This window comes from Arthrobacter sp. HMWF013 (genome assembly GCF_003061105.1).
Classification (GTDB): domain Bacteria; phylum Actinomycetota; class Actinomycetes; order Actinomycetales; family Micrococcaceae; genus Arthrobacter.
In genome coordinates, this window is the sequence record NZ_QAIQ01000038.1 from 1 (window position 1) to 17,938 (window position 17,938).

The 17,938-nt window shown below is 66.4% G+C and carries 21 protein-coding genes and 1 pseudogene; 7 read left to right on the plus strand and 15 right to left on the minus strand.

The genetic code is table 11. The annotated features are described in order from the left end of the window. Positions 1-18 precede the first annotated feature (18 nt). The 4 genes from DBR22_RS01925 (at position 19) to DBR22_RS01940 (ending at position 3,911) form a co-directional block, all read left to right on the plus strand. A complete protein-coding gene (locus DBR22_RS01925; RefSeq protein WP_108597537.1) occupies positions 19-807 on the plus strand; it encodes a polyphosphate polymerase domain-containing protein in 789 nt (262 codons plus the stop codon). Between the two features lie 37 nt (positions 808-844). Further along, entirely contained in the window at positions 845-2,440 is a 1,596-nt protein-coding gene (locus DBR22_RS01930; RefSeq protein WP_108597538.1) for a carbohydrate-binding domain-containing protein, read from the plus strand. Positions 2,441-2,760: 320 nt separating this feature from the next. Beyond that, on the plus strand, positions 2,761-2,958 hold the full coding sequence (locus tag DBR22_RS01935) for a hypothetical protein (protein ID WP_108597556.1): 198 nt from the start codon (positions 2,761-2,763) through the stop codon (positions 2,956-2,958). Positions 2,959-3,065: 107 nt separating this feature from the next. Beyond that, positions 3,066-3,911 (plus strand): alpha/beta fold hydrolase, encoded by an 846-nt coding sequence (locus tag DBR22_RS01940; protein ID WP_108597539.1) that lies wholly within the window; start codon positions 3,066-3,068, stop codon positions 3,909-3,911. A 6-nt stretch (positions 3,912-3,917) separates the two neighbouring features. Here DBR22_RS01940 and DBR22_RS01945 read toward each other — a convergent pair whose 3' ends face one another. The 7 genes from DBR22_RS01945 to DBR22_RS01975 all read right to left on the minus strand — a co-directional run bounded on the left by DBR22_RS01945 (position 3,918) and on the right by DBR22_RS01975 (position 9,353). Then, the gene (locus tag DBR22_RS01945) at positions 3,918-5,183 is read right to left on the minus strand and encodes an MFS transporter (RefSeq protein WP_108597540.1); all 1,266 of its coding nucleotides are present in this window, start codon (positions 5,181-5,183) and stop codon (positions 3,918-3,920) included. Between the two features lie 11 nt (positions 5,184-5,194). Continuing rightward, positions 5,195-6,604, minus strand: coding sequence for an MBL fold metallo-hydrolase (locus DBR22_RS01950; protein WP_108597541.1), 1,410 nt, complete (start codon positions 6,602-6,604; stop codon positions 5,195-5,197). Positions 6,605-6,719: 115 nt separating this feature from the next. Continuing rightward, positions 6,720-7,079 (minus strand): thioredoxin family protein, encoded by a 360-nt coding sequence (locus DBR22_RS01955; RefSeq protein ID WP_108597542.1) that lies wholly within the window; start codon positions 7,077-7,079, stop codon positions 6,720-6,722. 59 nt (positions 7,080-7,138) lie between these two features. Further along, positions 7,139-7,435: a rhodanese-like domain-containing protein gene (locus tag DBR22_RS01960; RefSeq protein WP_108597543.1), complete on the minus strand. Its 297-nt coding sequence runs from the start codon at positions 7,433-7,435 to the stop codon at positions 7,139-7,141. 30 nt (positions 7,436-7,465) lie between these two features. Further along, on the minus strand, positions 7,466-7,807 hold the full coding sequence (locus tag DBR22_RS01965) for a rhodanese-like domain-containing protein (protein WP_108597544.1): 342 nt from the start codon (positions 7,805-7,807) through the stop codon (positions 7,466-7,468). 29 nt (positions 7,808-7,836) lie between these two features. After that, complete coding sequence (locus DBR22_RS01970) at positions 7,837-8,733, minus strand: sulfite exporter TauE/SafE family protein (RefSeq protein WP_108597545.1); 897 nt, start codon at positions 8,731-8,733, stop codon at positions 7,837-7,839. Next, complete coding sequence (locus DBR22_RS01975; RefSeq protein WP_108597546.1) at positions 8,730-9,353, minus strand: rhodanese-like domain-containing protein; 624 nt, start codon at positions 9,351-9,353, stop codon at positions 8,730-8,732. The genes DBR22_RS01970 and DBR22_RS01975 overlap by 4 nt, the downstream gene beginning before the upstream one ends. Before the next feature lie 120 nt (positions 9,354-9,473). Here DBR22_RS01975 and DBR22_RS01980 point away from each other — a divergent pair, with 120 nt between their 5' ends. Further along, positions 9,474-9,731: a metal-sensitive transcriptional regulator gene (locus tag DBR22_RS01980; protein WP_108597547.1), complete on the plus strand. Its 258-nt coding sequence runs from the start codon at positions 9,474-9,476 to the stop codon at positions 9,729-9,731. A 76-nt stretch (positions 9,732-9,807) separates the two neighbouring features. Here the strand turns inward: DBR22_RS01980 and DBR22_RS01985 are convergent, their stop codons facing one another. The 4 genes from DBR22_RS01985 to DBR22_RS02000 form a co-directional block, all read right to left on the minus strand. Continuing rightward, positions 9,808-10,977: a fatty acid desaturase family protein gene (locus DBR22_RS01985; protein ID WP_108597548.1), complete on the minus strand. Its 1,170-nt coding sequence runs from the start codon at positions 10,975-10,977 to the stop codon at positions 9,808-9,810. A gap of 14 nt (positions 10,978-10,991) precedes the next feature. Then, positions 10,992-12,089 carry a ferredoxin reductase gene (locus tag DBR22_RS01990; RefSeq protein WP_108597549.1) on the minus strand — a complete coding sequence of 366 codons (1,098 nt, stop codon included), beginning with the start codon at positions 12,087-12,089 and terminating at the stop codon, positions 10,992-10,994. A gap of 166 nt (positions 12,090-12,255) precedes the next feature. Further along, the gene (locus tag DBR22_RS01995; protein WP_108597550.1) at positions 12,256-12,459 is read right to left on the minus strand and encodes a hypothetical protein; all 204 of its coding nucleotides are present in this window, start codon (positions 12,457-12,459) and stop codon (positions 12,256-12,258) included. Positions 12,460-12,547: 88 nt separating this feature from the next. Then, positions 12,548-13,609 (minus strand): LLM class flavin-dependent oxidoreductase, encoded by a 1,062-nt coding sequence (locus DBR22_RS02000; RefSeq protein ID WP_108597551.1) that lies wholly within the window; start codon positions 13,607-13,609, stop codon positions 12,548-12,550. 104 nt (positions 13,610-13,713) lie between these two features. Between DBR22_RS02000 and DBR22_RS02005 the strand changes: the two genes are divergently transcribed. Continuing rightward, positions 13,714-14,115, plus strand: a complete 402-nt coding sequence (locus DBR22_RS02005; protein ID WP_108597552.1) for a YidH family protein — start codon at positions 13,714-13,716, stop codon at positions 14,113-14,115. Positions 14,116-14,118: 3 nt separating this feature from the next. After that, complete coding sequence (locus DBR22_RS02010; RefSeq protein ID WP_108597553.1) at positions 14,119-14,445, plus strand: DUF202 domain-containing protein; 327 nt, start codon at positions 14,119-14,121, stop codon at positions 14,443-14,445. Between the two features lie 13 nt (positions 14,446-14,458). Here the strand turns inward: DBR22_RS02010 and DBR22_RS02015 are convergent, their stop codons facing one another. From DBR22_RS02015 to narY, 4 genes and pseudogenes are all read right to left on the minus strand, one after another. Continuing rightward, entirely contained in the window at positions 14,459-15,700 is a 1,242-nt protein-coding gene (locus DBR22_RS02015; protein WP_308810168.1) for an MFS transporter, read from the minus strand. A gap of 65 nt (positions 15,701-15,765) precedes the next feature. Beyond that, entirely contained in the window at positions 15,766-16,635 is an 870-nt protein-coding gene (gene narI / locus DBR22_RS02020) for a respiratory nitrate reductase subunit gamma (RefSeq protein ID WP_108597554.1), read from the minus strand. A 2-nt stretch (positions 16,636-16,637) separates the two neighbouring features. Continuing rightward, on the minus strand, positions 16,638-17,258 hold the full coding sequence (narJ, locus tag DBR22_RS02025; RefSeq protein WP_108597555.1) for a nitrate reductase molybdenum cofactor assembly chaperone: 621 nt from the start codon (positions 17,256-17,258) through the stop codon (positions 16,638-16,640). Continuing rightward, positions 17,255-17,938: pseudogene (narY, locus tag DBR22_RS02030) on the minus strand (nitrate reductase subunit beta); the annotation flags it as partial. The gene narJ and the pseudogene narY, both read right to left, overlap by 4 nt.

The following is a 17,938-nucleotide window of genomic DNA, read 5'->3' on the forward strand; positions in this document are numbered from 1 at the left end:
CTCCCAGGCCGGTGCGGCATGAGCGCCCCCGCAGGCGCCGGCGTCGTCAGCATCCTCCGCCGGCGGCCCACCGTAGGACTCGAAGAGCTGAACGCCGAAGCCGCGCTGCAGACCCGGGTGGACCGCAAGTACGTGGTTCCCGAGGCCCTGGCTCAGGAACTCCTGGCCACGTTTGATGCAGAGCTCCGGGTCCTGGAGATGGACGGTTGCATCTGCTTCGCCTACGACTCGGTCTACTTCGACACCGCGGAACTGGACAGCTATCTCCTGGCAGCCCACGGCCGGCGCCGCCGCTACAAGGTGCGGACCAGGACGTATGTGGACAGCGCCATCAGTTTCCTGGAGGTCAAGACCGAAGGCGCCCGCGAGGCCACGGTCAAGGAACGTATCCCCTACGATCTTGCCGACCGGGCGCACCTGACGGCAGAGGGCCTGGACTACGTCCACGAAACGCTCGCCGCGGCGGTGGGCGGAGCGCCTGCCGGATCCCTCGGACCGGTGCTCGAAACCCGCTACCACCGCACCACGCTTTACCTGCCGGAATCCGGCAGCCGCGCCACCATCGATACCGGCGTCACCTGGCAGCGCCCCGGCGAGCAGGCCTGGATGCTGGATGGCGCAGTGATCCTGGAAACCAAATCCGGTTCGGCCGCCGGCCCGCTGGACCAGCACCTCTGGGCCCACGGAGTCCGGCCCTCCCGGATCTCCAAGTTCGCCACCGGCATGGCGGCGCTTTGCCCGGAACTGCCGGCCAACCGCTGGAACCGCACCCTCCGCCGCTCCATGAACCTCCGCCCCGCCGCCTGACACCCTCCACCCCCCCAATACATCGAAGGAACACACCATGAACCGCTTCCGCTCCGCACTCTCCGTCACTGCCCTCGCCCTCGCCATCGGCCTGGCCGGCTGTGCCACCGCTCCGACCACCACGGGAACGTCCATCACGGGCAGCACTTCCAGCAGCAGCTCGTCCGGCAACTCGGCCACATCCGGCACCGCCCAGGCCGCAGTATCGCTGGACACACTCGCCGCAGATACGCACTACGACGCCGATGACCTCACCTGGGATGCGGCAGCCGAAGTAGCCGTGACCCTGGCGGACGGCGCATCGAGCGTGGCCCCCGGCTCGACGTCGGACGCCGTCACGATCGACGGCGATACCGTCACCATCAGTGCCGCAGGCACCTACCGGCTCAGCGGCTCGCTGTCCGACGGCCAGGTAGTGGTGGCCGCCGGCGAAGAGGACGTGGTCCGCATCATCCTCGACGGCGCTGAAATCTCCAGCTCCACCGGCTCGCCCTTTGTGGTGCAGAGCGCGAACGAGGCCATTGTGTACCTGGCGGACGGCACGTCCAACGCGCTCAGCGACGCCGCCACCTACGCGGACACCGCCGAGGACGCCCCGAACGCCGCCCTCTACTCCCAGGCCGATCTCACCATCGCCGGCACGGGTTCGCTGACCGTGGAAGGCAACTTCAATGACGGCATCTCCTCCAAGGACGGCCTGGTGCTGGCCGCCGGCAACGTCACCGTGGACGCCATGGACGACGGCATCGTGGGCAAGGACTACGCCGTGCTCCTGGACGGCGCCTACCAGGTCACCGCCGGGGACGACGGCTTCAAATCGGACAACGAGGAGGACGAAGGCCGCGGCTGGGTCCTCATCAACGGCGGCACCCTGAACGTCAGCGCCGTGGACGACGGCATCAAGGCCTTCAACACCCTGACCATCGCGGCCGGCGCCACCACGGTCGAGGAATCGGAAGAGGGCCTGGAGGCCCAGCACATCGTGGTGACCGGCGGAACGGCCAACATCACCGCGAACGACGACGGCGTGAACGCCTCGGGCGGGTCCTCCACCGCCACCACCGGCGGCGGGATGGGCGGCGGCGAAATGGCCGTGGGCGACTACACCGTGGAAATCAGCGGCGGCTCCCTGACCATCAACTCCCAGGGCGATGGCCTGGACTCCAACGGCAACGCCAGCATCTCCGGCGGCACCGTGGTGGTCAACGGCCCCACCAACTCAGGCAACGGAGCCCTGGACGTCAACGGCGAACTCACCGTCACCGGCGGAACCGTGGCGGCCGCCGGAAGCGCGGGCATGGTGGTCACCCCGGGCACCTCCTCGACGCAGTCCGGTGTGCAGGTAACGCTCGGATCAACCGTTCCGGCAGGCACCGTGGTGCAGATCGCCGACTCCGCAGGCACTGTGGTGGGCGCGTTTGTCACCACCAAGGCCACGGCCTCGCTGGTGTTCTCTTCAGCCGCCATCACCGAGGGTGAGGAATACACCGTCTACACCGGCGGCACCGCCACGGTCAGCGCCGGCATCGGTGAAGGTTCCCTGGACGGAGCCGACCAGGTCAGCACCGTAACCGCCGGCGAGTACACCGCCGAGGGCATGGGCGGCGGAGGCGGCTTCGGCGGCCGCCGCTAGCCCCCCTTCCAACGCTCTCTCACCTACCGCAGGTTTTTCCCCGACGCTCTCTCACCTACCGCAGGTTTTTCCCCGATGCTCTCTCACCTACCGCAGGTTTTTCCCCGACGCTCTCTCACTTAATGCGGACATTTGGCGAACCCTCTCTCACTCGTCTCAGGAAAGTGAGAGAGGGTCTGCCGATTTCCTGCATCAAGTGAGAGAGCGTTGAGAATTAACCCACATTAAGTGCGAGAGCGTCCGGGGGCGGGGTGCTGTCTGAATTCCGGTTAACGGCGCATAATTGAACGCACAGGCGGCCGCGGCCATTGGAGGAAACCATGAAGTTTCTCGGAGCACTGATAGTCATCTGGCTGATCATCGGCGGACTGGCCGCCTGGCAACGCGGCTACTTCGGCGGGGCGCCGGGCTCCTGCGCAGAGGCCGGGACGGTGGCCGTGACCATCATCGCCGGGCCGCTGAACTATGTGGGAGTGAATCCGCAGGTGGACTGCGTGCTTCCGCAACCCTCGCAGTAGCCAGGTCCTTGGTGCCGCGCCGGGCGTTCCCTAGAGTAAGGGATGCCGGGTGCGGACATTGCCTTGCGCCCGGAACGTGATTCCGAAGCTTCGAAAGGACCTCAGAGATGGCATTCGTCACCGTTGGAACCGAGAACAGCACCGAGATTGAGCTCTACTACGAGGACCACGGGAGCGGCCAGCCCGTAGTCCTGATCCACGGCTACCCGCTGGACGGTTCCTCCTGGGAAAAGCAGACAGCAGCACTTCTGGACGCGGGCTACCGGGTGATCACCTACGACCGCCGTGGGTTCGGAAAGTCCAGCAAGACCACCAAAGGCTACGACTACGACACCTTCGCGGCGGACCTCAAGACCCTCGTGGAAACGCTGGACCTCAACAACGTGGTGCTGGTGGGCTTTTCGATGGGCACGGGTGAACTGGCCCGCTACATGAGCACTTACGGGACCGCCCGGGTTGCGCGCGCAGCGTTCCTGGGATCGCTGGAGCCGTTCCTGCTGAAAACCGACGACAACCCTGAAGGTGTGCCGCAGGAAGTCTTCGACGGGCTGACCGAAGCAGTGACGGCAGACCGCTACGCTTTCTTCACCGAATTCTTCAAGAACTTCTATAACTCCGATACCTTCCTGGGCACCCCGCGGCTCAGTGAGGAAGCGGTCAGGGCAAGCTGGAATATTGCTTCTGTTTCAGGAGCCACAGCTTCGATCGCTGCCCAGCCCACGTGGCTGACGGACTTCCGCGCGGACATCCCGAAGATCGATGTTCCCACCCTCATCCTGCACGGCACCGCGGACAATATCCTCCCCATCGACGCCACCGGCCGCAGGTTTGCCAAAGCCCTGCCGTCCGCTGACTATGTGGAGATCGACGGCGCCCCTCACGGCCTGCTGCTGACACACGCTGCGGAGGTCAATGCAGCCCTGCTCGCGTTCTTGAAGAAACAGTCCTCGTAAGCCGGGTCACCCGGCTGCGGGGGCAGCGGAGGCCGCGGGGTGGTGGTCCGTGCCGCGCATGCGCACGGCCACCAGAACGCCGGACGCCGCGGTGAGTGCCGCGACAACGCCCACGGCTGCCGGGATGCCGTACGCGTCTGCGGTGATCCCGGACAGGAGGGCGCCGACGGCGAAACCGCCATCGCGCCACAGCCGGTAGATGCCCACTGAGCGTGCCCGCCAGTGCGGGTGCGCCACGTCGCCGATCGCCGCGAGCAGGGTGGGGTAGACCATGGCCGTTCCGGCACCGAGCAGAATGGCAGCAGCCAGCCAGATTCCGAAGTCCTGGCCGGCAGCCACCATGGCCAGTGCCGCGGCCTGGACGATCATGCCGCCGACGATCAGGGGCTTGCGGCCGATCCGGTCCGACAAGGCGCCGGTGACCAGTTGCCCGGCGCCCCACACGGCCGGGTAGACGGCGGCGAGGATGCCGATGCGTTCAATGCTGAGCCCTGCCGTGGCGAACAGGACAGGGAACAGCCCCCAGGCGAGGCCGTCGTTGAGGTTATTCACCATGCCCGCCTGGCTGACGGAAGACAGCGACTTGTCGCGGAAGCTTGTCAGCGTGAAAACCTCGCGGCTGCTCAGCCCGGCCTCTGTTCCCGCGTGAACGGAAACGTGGGTGGCGGCTTCGGCCTTGGCGTGGTGGTGCGTTTCCCGGATGGTCAGGACGGACAGCCCCAGCCCGACGGCGATGAAGGCCGCGCCAAGCAGGAATGGTCCCGGCCGCAGCCCGTAGGTGGCGGCGATGTAGCCGGTGGCAAGCGCCGTACCGGCAACTCCGAGGTAGCCTGCCGCCTCATTGAGGCCCATGGCCAAACCGCGGCGTTCGGGACCCACGAGGTCCATCTTCATCATCACCGTGGTGGACCAGGTCAGGCCCTGGCTGATGCCCAGCACCACGTTGGCTGCGACGATCCAGCCCCAGGACGGCCCGAAGATCAACAGGAGCGGGACAGGGAGGGCAATCAGCCACCCGGCTACCAGGACCGGTTTGCGGCCATACCGGTCCGACAAAGTGCCTGCGAAGTAGTTCGTGGCCGCTTTTGCCACACCGAATGCCAGGATGTACGTCAGCGCACTGGTGTAAAGGTCCAGGTGGAACACCTGCCCGGCCAGCAGCGGCAGCACCGTGCGCTCCTGTCCCAGGGTGCCGCCCACCAGCGCGTTGACGGCCACAAGCAGCAGGAACTGCGCCAGGTTCTGGCGCAGTCCCAGTGCAATCAAGGTCATCTCTCCTCTGCTTAGCTGCTGGCCACGGATTCGCGCGCCTGCCGCCAGGCGGCCCAGGCGGCGTAGCTGCCGTCGAGTTCGACGACGTCGTACCCGGCGCGGCGCAGCGCGCTGGCTGCTACCGAGTTCCGGACACCGCTCTGGCAGTAGGTCACAATGGTGCCTTCGGTGGGAAGTTCATCCAGGTGCCACATGACCCGGCCGCCGCTGAGCTGGTAGGAACCGGGGATGTGCCCGGCGGCGTGCTCAGTGCGGTTGCGGACGTCCAGGACCATTGCCGCGTCGAAGCCTGCCAGGTCGGCGGGCTGGATGAGCTTCGGGGTTGCCGTGGGGAGCCCGTCGAGGCTGGTGAGGTAGCCGGCAACGTTGTCGATGCCGACGCGGACCAGGTGGTCCCACATGTCCATGGCCTGTTCCTGGTCCGCGGCCAGCAGTACCAGTGGGTTCTTGTCCGTTTCGGGGTTGACCACCCAGGCGCCGTAGCTGGCCACTGACTTGCCGGCGGGGACGTTCAGGGAGCGGGTGACGGTGCCTTCGGGGACTTCGCTGTTGGAGCGGGTGTCGATGAAAGTGACCTTGTCCGCAGCCAGGTCCTTGGCAACCTCCGCGTTGTCCAGCTCCCGCAGCGGCGTACGCTCGCCCATGACGGCCGGGCCTTCACGGTTTTCACGCTTCATCCGGCCGAAGTAGGCGTGGGCGTCGGGCTGGCCTTCAAGGAGTTCGTTGATGAAGCCCTGCTCGTCGTTGGCGGGGAGGTAGGGGCCCCACCAGGCGTAGAGCCGCTCGTAGCCCACGGTGGAGGAGGGGATCGCGCCGAGGGCCTTGCCGCAGGCGCTGCCGGCGCCGTGGGCGGGGTGGACCTGGACGTAGTCCGGCAGGGTCAGGAACTTGTCCCGCAGGCTGGCGAAGAGCTGCTTGGCTCCCACGAACCGGGTATCGACGCCGCCGGCCGCTTCGTCGAGCAGGTCAGGGCGGCCGAGGTCACCGGAGAAGACAAAGTCGCCGGACAGCAGGTACCCGGGCTGGTCGCTGAACGCGCCGTCGGTGACCAGGAAGGACAGATGTTCCGGGGTGTGTCCGGGGGTGTGCACTGCCTGGATGTTGATGTTGCCCAAGGTGATCTTGTCGCCGTCGTACAGCCGTTCGCCGTCGAACCCGTACTGCCAGTCCGGTCCGCCTTCACCCGAGAGGTAGATTTTCGCGCCGGTAGCGGCGGCCAGTTCGCGGGTGCCGGAGAGGTAGTCGGCGTGGATGTGCGTCTCGGTGACAGCAACGATCTTCATGCCGTTTTTCTCGGCCAGATCCTGGTAAACCGCGATGTCGCGGCGGCCGTCGACCACAACGGCTTCATTCTTGGCCTGGCAGCCGATGAAGTAGCTGGCTTGGGCGAGGTCTTCATCGTAAATGCGCTCGATAAGCATTTGGTGCTCTCCTTCGTGAAAGGGGTGGGGGATGTGCTCTGTAACAATATTAATACCCTAGGGGGTATCCGGCAAGTGGGGATATCTGCGTCTCGGTTTTGCGGCGGATCCGGCGTCAGGCCTGCTGTGCCGCATTGGCCCGGAGCTTGTCCATGTTCAGATTCCTGACGCCCGTGATGACCTCTTCGAGTCCGGTGGCATTGAGGGCTCCGGGCTGGGAGAAGACCAGGGTCTTGTCCTTGAAGGCCATGACGGTGGGGATGGAGGTAATGCCCGCCGCTGCGGCGAGGGCGTGTTCTGCTTCGGTGTCCACCTTGGCGAACGTGATGTCCGGGTGCCTTTCGGCGGCTGCGCTGTAGGTGGGGGCGAACATGCGGCAGGGTCCGCACCAGGCTGCCCAGAAGTCAACGAAGACGATCTCGCTGTTCTCCAGGGTTTCGGCGAAGCTCTGTTCGGTGACGTCGATGGTTGCCATCGTCTTTCGTGTCCTTTCGGGAGTTGTCTTGGGTGCGTGGCGGCTGGGCCGGTAGGTGCTCAGGTGGTGGGGAGGCCGGCGCGTGTCCAGGCGATCATGCCTCCGGCCATGGTGTCCGCCGAGAAGCCGGCCCCGTTGAGGGCATCAGCCACGCGGGCTGAACGGTTGCCGCTGCGGCAGACCGCGATGACGGGGACTGCGGGGTCCAGTTCGGACAGGCGTGCCTGCAGCTGGCCCATGGGGATGTGGAGGGCGCCGGGGATCATGCCGTCCTCGACCTCGAAGTCCTCGCGGACATCGAGGATGCAGGCGCTGGCGCGCCGCTGTTCGGCTTCGGTGATGGTGATTTCAGCCATTGGATTCTCCTTCGAAATAGTGTGCTGCTGCTAGCGGACGGGCTCGCCGGCCGAGCGCCAGGCGCCCATGCCGCCACGCAGGGAGTAGGCCTGGCACCCCTGGGAGGCGAGGAGGCGGGCCGCTGACGCGGAGCGGACCCCGGATGCGCAGACGGCGATCACGGGCTTGTTCTTGTTGATTCCGGCGGTGCTGGTCTGCAGCCGGTCCAGCGGGATGTGCTTGGCCTGGGGCGCCCGTCCGGAGCGCCATTCCTGGGCCGAGCGGACATCGATCAGCGCGGCGCCTGAGGACAGGAGGTCCTTGGCCTCAGCTACTGAGACCGATTTGTAGGGCTTGCTGAAGGCTTTTTTCAGGGAGCTGATGAGGCCCATGGGGTTCTCCTTGGGTAGGGGTGGTTGGTTCAGGCGGGTGAGGGGACTTTGCTGCGGCGGCCGGCGCGGTTGCGCAGGGGGCAGGAGCTGATGAAGAACCAGCAGATGCCGGCGGTGGTTGCGGTGAGGGCTGCGACGCCGGCGGCGATGAACCAGCGCAGGTCTGCCGGAGCCTGCTGGATCAGGACAAACGTTCCCATGGCCAGGACGAACCAGCCGAAGGCCTTGCGGAGCGCGGCTTCCGGGATGCGGCCTGCCAGCCTGGAGCCGATGACGGTGCCCACGATGGCTGCTGCGGTTACACCGAGGGTGATGCCCCAGTCCAGCTGCACCGTGGTGAGGTATCCGGCGAGCCCGGCGAAGGACTTCATCGCGATGACCACCAGCGACGTACCCACGGCAATCGACATCGGCAGGCCACCCAGGAGCGCCAGGGCCGGAACCACCAGGAAGCCGCCGCCCGCACCGACAAGGCCGGTCACGAGACCCACCACGGCGCCGTCCAGCAGCACCCTGCCAAGGGGCAGTTCGTGCTTGACTGGCGCATCGGCGTCGGACTTTTTCTTCCGGCCGCGAAGCATGGCCACCGAGGTGGCCACCATCATGACGGCGAAGGCGACAAGCAGGATCTGGCCGGGGATGTGGCCGCCGAGCAGGCCGCCGACGAACGCGCCGGCCATGCCGGCCGCGCCGAAGATCAGTCCTGTCCGCCACATCACCCTGCCCCCGCGGGCGTGGCTGAACACGCTCACGGCAGAAGTGACGCCCACGACGAACAGGGAGGCCGCGATGGCTTCCTTGGCTTCGAACCCTGCCACGTAGACCAGGATCGGCACGGTCAGGATCGATCCGCCGCCGCCGAGGACACCGAGCGAGAGCCCGATGACCACCGACAGCGCAAGAACGAGGAGCAGGGTTACGGTCATGAGGCTTTGGCCTCGGCGTTCACATCAGCACTGACCGGGAGGGCCAGGATGGCACTTTCGCGCGTGGGTTCCTTGGTGGACCTGTTCCACGGCATCGCGGAGATGGCCTGCCCCATGGCACAGGTGTTGGTGGCCGCGGAGAATGTAAGACCGGCGCCGATCACGCCGGCGAGGGTCCGGATCTTCGGGGAAACGAACTTGCCGCCGGCCAGGCCCAGGACCACCAGGGATCCCGCGGCGAGGCGGACCTGGCGCTCCAGGTCCCAGCGGTCCTTGCCCTTGACGACGTCACCGCCGGCGGCGGCGAAGCCCGGCACACCGCCGGTAAGCACGTGGGCCGTGTCAATGCCGGACTTGCCGAGGCGCTGGCGTGCCTGCTCGGCACGGGCCCCGGACTGGCAGACGAGGACCACCCGGCTGCCCAGGCGGGCGGCGAGTTCGTCGGTGTGCTCGGACAGCAGCGGCAGGGGCACGTTGTAGGAGCCGCGGATATGCATGGACTCGAATTCGGCGGCCGAGCGCACGTCAATCACCACGAGATCCTGGTGCTCGGTGACCCAGCTGCGAAGCGTTTCCGGAGCAAGTGCAGTGACGGCTGTGGTGGTGGAAGGGGAAGTCAATGGATGGCCTCTCAACGTAAGGATGAATACCCCACCGAGTATTACAGATACCCCCGGGGGTAGTCAAAACACCCCGGTGGGTATATAGTTGAGCCCAGGACCGCAACCATTGGAGACCCCATGCAACTTGATTCGACTGAACTGACCCCTGTGGTTAACCGCCTCAAACGGGCCCAGGGCCAACTCGCCGCCGTCACGCGGATGCTGGAGGAGGGCCGGGACTGCAAGGACATCGTCACGCAGCTGGCAGCCGTCTCCAAAGCCCTGGACCGGGCCGGGTTTGCCATCATCGCCAGCGGCCTGGAGCAGTGCATCGTCCGTGAGGACACCACCATGGACAAGAAGGAACTGGAGAAGCTCTTCCTCTCCCTCGCCTAAAGGGCACGACAAAAAAGTGGAGCGGCCAGGCATTTTGCCCGGCCACTCCACTTTTTTATTGCTGTGCTGTTTTAGATCAGGCCTTCGCGGCCTTCGGCGGCAGCGCCAGCCTGAAGACCTTTGCCCAGGTGGAACCAACCTGCTTCCAGATGGGTCCGGTGGTGTACTTCAGGCCGTACCGCTGGCAGATTTCCTGGACCCGGGGAGCCACTTCGGCGTACCGGTTGGAGGGCAGGTCCGGGAAGAGGTGGTGCTCGATCTGGTGTGAGAGGTTGCCGGTCATCAGGTGCATGAACTTGGAGCCGGAGATGTTGGCGGAGCCGATCATCTGGCGGACGTACCAGTCACCGCGCGTTTCACCTTCCACCATTTCCTCGGTGAACGTGTCCGTTCCTTCCGGGAAGTGGCCGCAGAAGATGACAGCGTGCGCCCAGACGTTGCGGACCGCGTTGGCGGTGAGGGTTCCGTAGAGCGCCTGCTTGCCGGAACCGGTGAGCATGGCCACTGCCGGGGTGGCTGCGTAGTCCTTCGTGAACTGGGTGACCACCTTCTTGCCCAGGGCCTTGAGGTCCTTGAGCATGGCTTCCTTGGACTTCTTGCCCTCCTTGAACTCAGTGAGCTCGAGGTCGTAGATGGCGATCCCCCACTCGAAGAGGGGCGCCAGGATCGCGTTGTAGAGCGGGTTGCCCAGGTTCATGGGCACCCACGGCTGGGCCTCGTCCATGCGCAGGAGGTTGTATCCGACGTCGTTGTCCTTGCCCACCACGTTGGTCCAGCGGTGGTGGAGGTCATTGTGGGTGTGCTGCCACGAGCGCGACGGCGTGACGAAGTCCCACTCCCACGTGGTGGAGTGGATGTCCGGGTCCCGCATCCAGTCCCACTGGCCATGGAGCACGTTGTGTCCGATTTCCATGTTTTCAAGGATCTTGGCCAGGCTCAGGAGCGTGGTGCCCGTGACCCAGGCGGCCTTGTTCTTGCTGACCAGCAGCGCTGCCCGGCCGGAAATCTCCAGGCCGCGCTGGACCTTGATCAACCGCCGGATGTACGCGGCATCGGTTGCACCGCGTTTGGCGAGGATCTCGTCGCGGATGGCATCGAGCTCCCGGCCCATCTCCGCAACCTGCTCGTCAGTCAGGTGTGCTGCTGCCGGAGGGCGGACCGAAGGGCTGCCGGATTCTGCCAGTGCCCCGGGGCGCGTCCTTGACGTGCCGGTGGAGGTGGCTTTTGCTGCTGAAACTACTGACATGCGGTGATTGCTCCTCAGATTTCGAGGTTGACGGGTCCGGCGGCTGCCGAGACACACGTTTGGATTAGTTCGCCGGGTTCGCCGTGGACCTCGTTGGTGCGAAGATCACGGACCTGTCCGGCCAGAAGGGGTGTAAGGCAGCTGTGGCAGATGCCCATGCGGCAGCCGCTGGGCATCAGCACCCCATTGTCCTCGCCGACGTCGAGCAGCGGAGTGTCGCCGTCGGCCTCGACTTCCCGGTCCGATGCCTCAAAGGTGACCAGGCCGCCGTCGTGGCCCACACCGCCGGCGAAGGCGGTGTTGAACCGTTCGATCATGAGGTTTCCGGGGTCGCCGGCGACGGCAACATCGGATCCCGGGGCACCGGCGGTGAGGGAGGCCTGCTTCCACAGGGCCTCGGCGTCGTCCAGGAAGCTGTCCGGTCCGCAGGCGTAGGCGGCCCGTTCCTTCCAGTCGGGGCAGATCTCGTCCAGTTCGGCGGTGTTGGTCAGGTCCATGCGGCCCTGCTCGCCGGTGTACCAGTGGGCCAGCCGGAAATTCGGGAACTGGTCAGCCAGCTCGGCCAGTTCCTCGCGGAAGAGGCTGTCGCCGGGTGTCCGTGCGGAATGGACCAGCACGACGTCGGCGTCCGGGCGCCGTGGGACAAGCGTGCGGATCATGGACATCACCGGAGTGATGCCGCTTCCGGCGGTGACCATCAGCAAGGGCCGGGGGTGCTCGGGGAGGATGAAATCACCCTGGGGAGGAGCAAGGAAAAGGACATCGCCCGGTTTGGTGGTGCGGACCAGCGTTCCGGAAACGGCTCCGACGTCCGTAACGGTGATGGCGGGATCCGTGCCGGCGGGGGCGCTCAGGGAATATGAGCGCCAGTGCCTGACGCCGTCAAGCTCGACGCCGATGCGCGCCCACTGGCCGGCCAGGTGGGAGTGCCAGCCGCGGCCGGGGCGGAAGAAGATGGTGGCCGACTGGGCCGTTTCCTGCACAACGCGGGTCACGACGCCGCGCAGCTGGCGCGCCGAGAAGACAGGGTTGAAGAGCGCCAGAATATCTTCGGGCGAGAGCGGTGTGGTCAGGACCGTGGCGGCTTGGGCCAGCTGGCGTAGCCGGATCATGCAGTTATACCTATAGCGGCGCGAGCCATATTTCTCTCTCCTGACCGTTCCGCAGTCACGCTGTGTAGTGGTGGCATTTTGACCCCCCAGCCGCTATAAGCCTAACGGCTGTGACTGAAGAATAGTTCCTACCTTACCCAATATCACTAAGCATGCTGATGATTATTCAGCGGATGTCCCGCTCCTGGAATTCCGCGTCCAGGTCGTGGTGCCTGAACTCGGTCTCGGGGTTCGGCTCACCTTCCCTTACGTACTCGTAATCAAGCTGACGCTGGACCTGGCTGTCCAGAACCTGCAACGCCCCGTCGGGAAGGGTGCTGAGGTCGTCCGGGAATTCGTCTTCAGGGTCAAGGTGGAGCTTCTCGGACATGGGTGCCTCTCTGGCCATGGTGGGCCGGCCAACAAATACCCGGCACTGTAAGAATATTCCCTCCGGCCCGGAACACCCAGCAGAGTTTTCAGCGTGACGGAGCGGGTCCCTGTTCCGCTGATCCGGCAGGCGCCCAGCCCAAGGCAGGGGCTATGTGGCGGGCGATGTTTCCGAGCATCTTGGCATTGAAATCGACGCCTAGCTGGTTGGGGACGGTGAGGAGCAAAGTGTCCGCGGCCTGGACAGCGGCATCGGCTGCGAGTTGCTCTTCCAGCGCGTCAGGTTCGCCCACGTAGCTCTTGCCAAACCGTGCCGTCACGCCGTCGATGATCCCTACCTGGTCCCGGGCGTCCCGCAGGGCGCTGCCGGCGAAATAGCGGCTGTCTTCCTCGTCCACGATGGGAAGGACGCTGCGGCTGACCGAGACCCGCGGCTGGTGAGTGTGCCCGGCAGCGGTCCATGCCTCGCGGAAAAGCTGGATCTGCTCTGCCTGAAGCTGGTCAAACGGCACGCCGGTGTCCTCGGTGAGCAGGGTGGAACTCATCAGGTTCATCCCCAGTCCGGCCGCCCACACAGCGGTGTTCCGGCTCCCGGCCCCCCACCAGATCCGTTGGTCCAGCCCTGCCGACTGAGGCTGGACCGGCAGCAGGCCGTGGACGGATCCTGCGTAGCGCGGATCGGCCTCCGCCACACCGGCGCCGCTGATGGCCTGCCGGAACCGGGCCGTGTGGCGGCGGGCCATGTCTGCGTCAGTTTCCCCCGCCTCCGGTGTGTACCCGAACGCCGCGGCTCCGTTGCGCGCCGGCTCGGGTGACCCGCGGCTGATGCCGAGCTGCAGCCGTCCGCCACTGATCAGATCCGTGGCGGCAGCCTCTTCGGCCATATACAGCGGATTCTCGTAACGCATGTCGATGACGCCGGTGCCCAGTTCGATCCGGCTGGTCCGCGCGGCGATCGCAGCCAGGAGCGGGAAGGGGGACGCCTGCTGACGGGCAAAGTGATGCACCCGGAAGAAGGCGCCGTCCATGCCGATTTCCTCGGCGGCAACGGCCAGCTCGATGCCTTGCAGCAGGGCCTCCCCGGCCGTCCTGGTGCGGGAGCCTTGGCCGGGACCCCAATGGCCGAAGGACAGAAATCCGATGCGTTGCATGTCAGGGCCAACCTCCAGAGCCCCGCCCGCATTCCCCCCTGTTTCCCAGCGCCGCCAGGCACCATCGTGTCGCGGACCATCTGACCCCCGGCTAAGCTGTCCCCGTGCCCAGCAACCAGACGCCGCCCGAAGGTCCCACGCCGCCGCGCGGGAAGCTGGCCGAACGGCTGCTGCCCGGCGGGACGGAACCGGACCCGCGCTTCACCCTCGCCAACGAACGCACTTTCCTCGCCTGGATCCGGACCTCCCTGGCGCTCCTGGCGGGAGGCATCGCCATTGAAGCTTTCACCTCAGACCTGTTTCCGGAGCCGGTCCGCAAGGTCCTCGCGGTGCTGTTGCTTCTGCTGGGGATGCTGCTGAGCGGCGGCGCAGCGGTGCGCTGGATCCGTGTTGAGCGGAGCATGCGAAACAGCACTCCTTTGCCGCTGCCGTTGATCGTGCCGCTGCTGGCCGGTGCGGGCGCGCTGGCCGCCGCCGTCGTCGTCGTGTCCGTTCTCTGGCGCTGAGACGTGTCTGCCGCTGCCACCCACGGCGATCCCGGGCTCCAGCCGGAACGGACCACGCTGGCCTGGGGCCGCACCATGCTGGCGCTGGTGACGGTCAGCGCCATTTTCCTCCGCTGGCTCCCCCACCACGGCCTGCCGATCCTGCTTCTCTTTGCCGTGTCCGCCGGCGCCGCCTTGGCCATCTACCTGACGCAGCGGCGCCGGTACCGTGCCAGCGCACGGGGAATCGTGCGCGAAAAGGTCGACGCCGACACCTCCGCAGTGCTGTGGACCGCCTTTGCGGGGATCGTGTTGGGAGCGCTCGGTATCGCTGTGGTGCTGGCCGGTTAGGCCAGTCACCACGTCAGGCTTTCGCCACGTGGACAGTCTTGGATGGACCCCGCAGGACCACAGCGGTGAAGACCAGGGCCACCAGGGCGGTGGCAACCAGCAGCAGCAGGCCGATCGAATAGCTGCGGGTGGCGGCGTCATAGGTGGCACCCATTACCAGCGGCGGAAAGTAGCCGCCCAGCCCGCCCGCGGCACTGACCACCCCGCTGATGCTGCCCACCTTCCCGGCGGGTGCCAGCACACCAACCCAGGCGAACACCCCTCCTGTTCCCAGACCCAGCGCGGCAGCCATGGCCACAAACGTCAGTCCGGCGGGGACCTCGCCGTCGGGCCGCAGGTTCACCACCCAGGCGAGCACGGCAACCCCGGCCAAAGAGGTGAGCACTACCGGTTTGGAACCGAATTTGTCCGCCAGGACCCCGCCCACCGGCCGGGCCAGCACGGCGGCGAGCGCGAAGCCGGCAGTACGTGCGCCGGCACCGCTGGGATCGAAGCTGTAGACATCGCGCAGGTAGGTGGGCAGGTACGTGGCGAAGGAAACGAATCCGCCGAACACCACGGCATAGAGGAAGCACATTTTCCAGGTGACGGGTGTTTTGGCAGCGTCCAGGAGCTTGGGCAGGACGGGGGCGTTGCTGCGTGTCCAGCCCGGGGATTCCTTCATCAGGAACCAGACCAGGGCGGCCATCACGGCGAGGATCCCCGCGATGAGCAGGTGTGTGGGGAAGTAGCCGATCGCGGCGACGAGCCGGGGATTCAGGAAGGCCGCCAGCGCAGTGCCGCCCATCCCGGCGCCGAAGACGCCGGTGGCGAACCCGCGCCGGGACGGCTCGTACCAGGCGCTGACGAAGGGAATACCGACGGCGAAGACGGTCCCCGCGACGCCGAGCACCAGGCCGGCACCCAGCACCAGCGCAAAGGAGTTCAGGAGGCCGCCCACGGAGACCAGCAGGATCGGCAGGATGGACGCGAGCAGCACGAAGGTGAACATGACCCGGCCGCCGTGCCTGTCCGTCAGGGTGCCCACGACGATCCGGCCCAGCGAGCCGACGAACACGGGCATGGCCACCAGTACGCCCGTGGCGGCTGGATTGAGCTGCAGGTTCTGGGTATAGAACGAACCGAGGGTCGCCACCGAGTTCCACGCCCAGAAGCCCACTACCGAAGCCGATGTGGCGAGCACGAGGTTCAGCGTCCGGCCCGCAGGAATGGGCGGGGCTGGGGCAGACGGCGCTGAAGCGGCGGATCCGGCCACTGGGTTCCTCTTTTCTCTGTCCGGGGTTCCTCTGTCCGGTTTCCCTCTGTCCGCGGGCATGGCGGCTAACGGTTCCGGGTGTCCCGGTCGCGGGTCCCGACGGCGGACCAGCCGCGGCGCGCAGCCGTGCCGGTGGTGCGGGCCGCGGAGGCTCCCTCTTTCCGCCTTGCAGGCACACTCCCCCGGGCCTGGTCCTTGTCGCGGGAGCGGTAGACGATGTAGGGCCGGAACAGGTAGTGCAGCGGCGCGGTGAAGGCGTGGACCAGCCGCGTGAACGGCCAGATCACGAACAGGGCCATGCCCACCAGGGTGTGCAGGTGGAAGGAGAACGGTGCCGCGGCCATGGCTGCGATGTCCGGCTGGAAAATGAACAGGGAGCGGAACCAGGGAGCCACGGTTTCGCGGTAGTTGTGCCCGTGCTCCCCCTCAAAGACGCTTGCCAGGGTGGTCCACAGCCCGAACACAATGGCGGCAGTGAGCACCACATACATCAACTTGTCGTTCTTGGTGGTGGCCATAAAAACCGGCCCGGTGGTGCGCCGGCGGTAGATCAGCAGGAGGATGCCGCCCAGGGTCCCCACCCCGGCGATGCCGCCAATGAACAGGGCGTTGAAGTGGTAGAAGTCCTGGCTCATGCCGACGGCCTGTGTCCACGCCATCGGGATGACCAGCCCGAAGAAGTGCCCGGCAACCACGGCCAGGAGGCCGAAGTGGAATAGCGGCGACGCGATGCGCAGCAGCCGGGATTCATACAGCTGCGAGGACCGGGTGGTCCAGCCGAACTGGTCGTATTTGTACCGCCAGATGAGGCCGCCCACCAGCACCACCACCATGACGTACGGCAGGACACCCCAGAGGATGGTGTCCCAGGCGGTAAGTTCGACGGCGGCGCCCGGCCCGGTTTCGAGGATCGGTAATGTCTCGAAGGTCAGCATTCTCAGGCCCCTTTCACAGGCAGCAGGCGCGGATCGTAGGGGTCGAGCCCCACTGCTTCGGTGGGCGGGCCGTAGCCGGCCATCCGCATGACGGCCTGTTCATCAGCCGGCGATTTCCCGGGCAGGGTGTCGCAGATGGCCTGCAGGATCCGGGCATGCGGAAGATCGTCCCGGAGCAGCCCGAACCTCAGCATTTCGAGGCTCGCCCGGTACCGGATCAGAAGCTCACGCCCGGCTTTCAGGTCCACCAGGGCGGCGTATTCCAGGACCATGGGCAGGTAGTCCGGCAGCTCGCCGTGGGTGTCCACCAGGATGTCGCTCTGCCGGTAGGCCTTCTTGAAGCTGCCCAGGACTTCGCCGCGGCGCCGCGTGTCCCCGTCCGTCCAGTAGCTCAGGTGCAGCGCGTGGCGCCGGCCAAGATCGAACTCGCGCACGTAGTGGGCCTGGATCTCCATCGGTTCCGAGGATTCCAGCAGGTCCAGCACTCCGGCGAAGTCCCGGCTGGCGCCGGGAAACTCGTCCAGCGCAGCCCTCATCAGCGGGACCCTGCCAATTAGGTCTTCATTCGGGTAGGACAGGCACCAGGCGGCCGCAAGGTAGAGGACCTGTTGGCGGCGGCTCACGGCTGATCCTCCGCCGCCGCCAGGGTGCCCGGCTCGGGCCCCTTGTCCGGGAAGAGCCCGGCCGGTGCGCCGGTGCCATCCCAGTTCAGCAGGTTCACCCGGCCCCTCAGAGACGTCTCGCCCGGTGCCGAGCCGGAGGTCTGCCGGTCCCGGAGGGCATTGAAGGTTTCCACCGCCACCGGGACGGGCCGGCCGCTGGCCTCACCAAACGGTGAGGAATCCTGCATGCCCGGTCCGCCGTCGAAATCCAGCGAACAGCCCATTTCCTCCAGGTCGTGGGCCTGTTCCACGTGCGCCTTGGGGATCACGTACCGTTCCTCGTATTTGGCGATGGCCATCAGCCGGTACATCTCGTACATGGTCTGGCTGTCCATCCCCACCGCCTCCGGGATTGAATCATCGGGGTCGTTGCCGAGGCTGATGCCGCGCATGAAGGAGCGCATCGCGGCGAGCTTCTTCAGCACGGCGGTGACCCGGTCCGCGTCCCCGGCGGTGAAGAGCTCGGCGAGGTACTCCACCGGGATCCGCAGGGCGTCGATGGCGCCGAAGAGGTTGCCGTGGTCCTCGCCGTCGTGCCCCTGGTCGCGCAGCAGGTCCACCACCGGTGAGAGCGGCGGGACGTACCAGACCATCGGCATGGTCCGGTACTCGGGGTGCAGCGGCAGGGCCACCTTGTACAC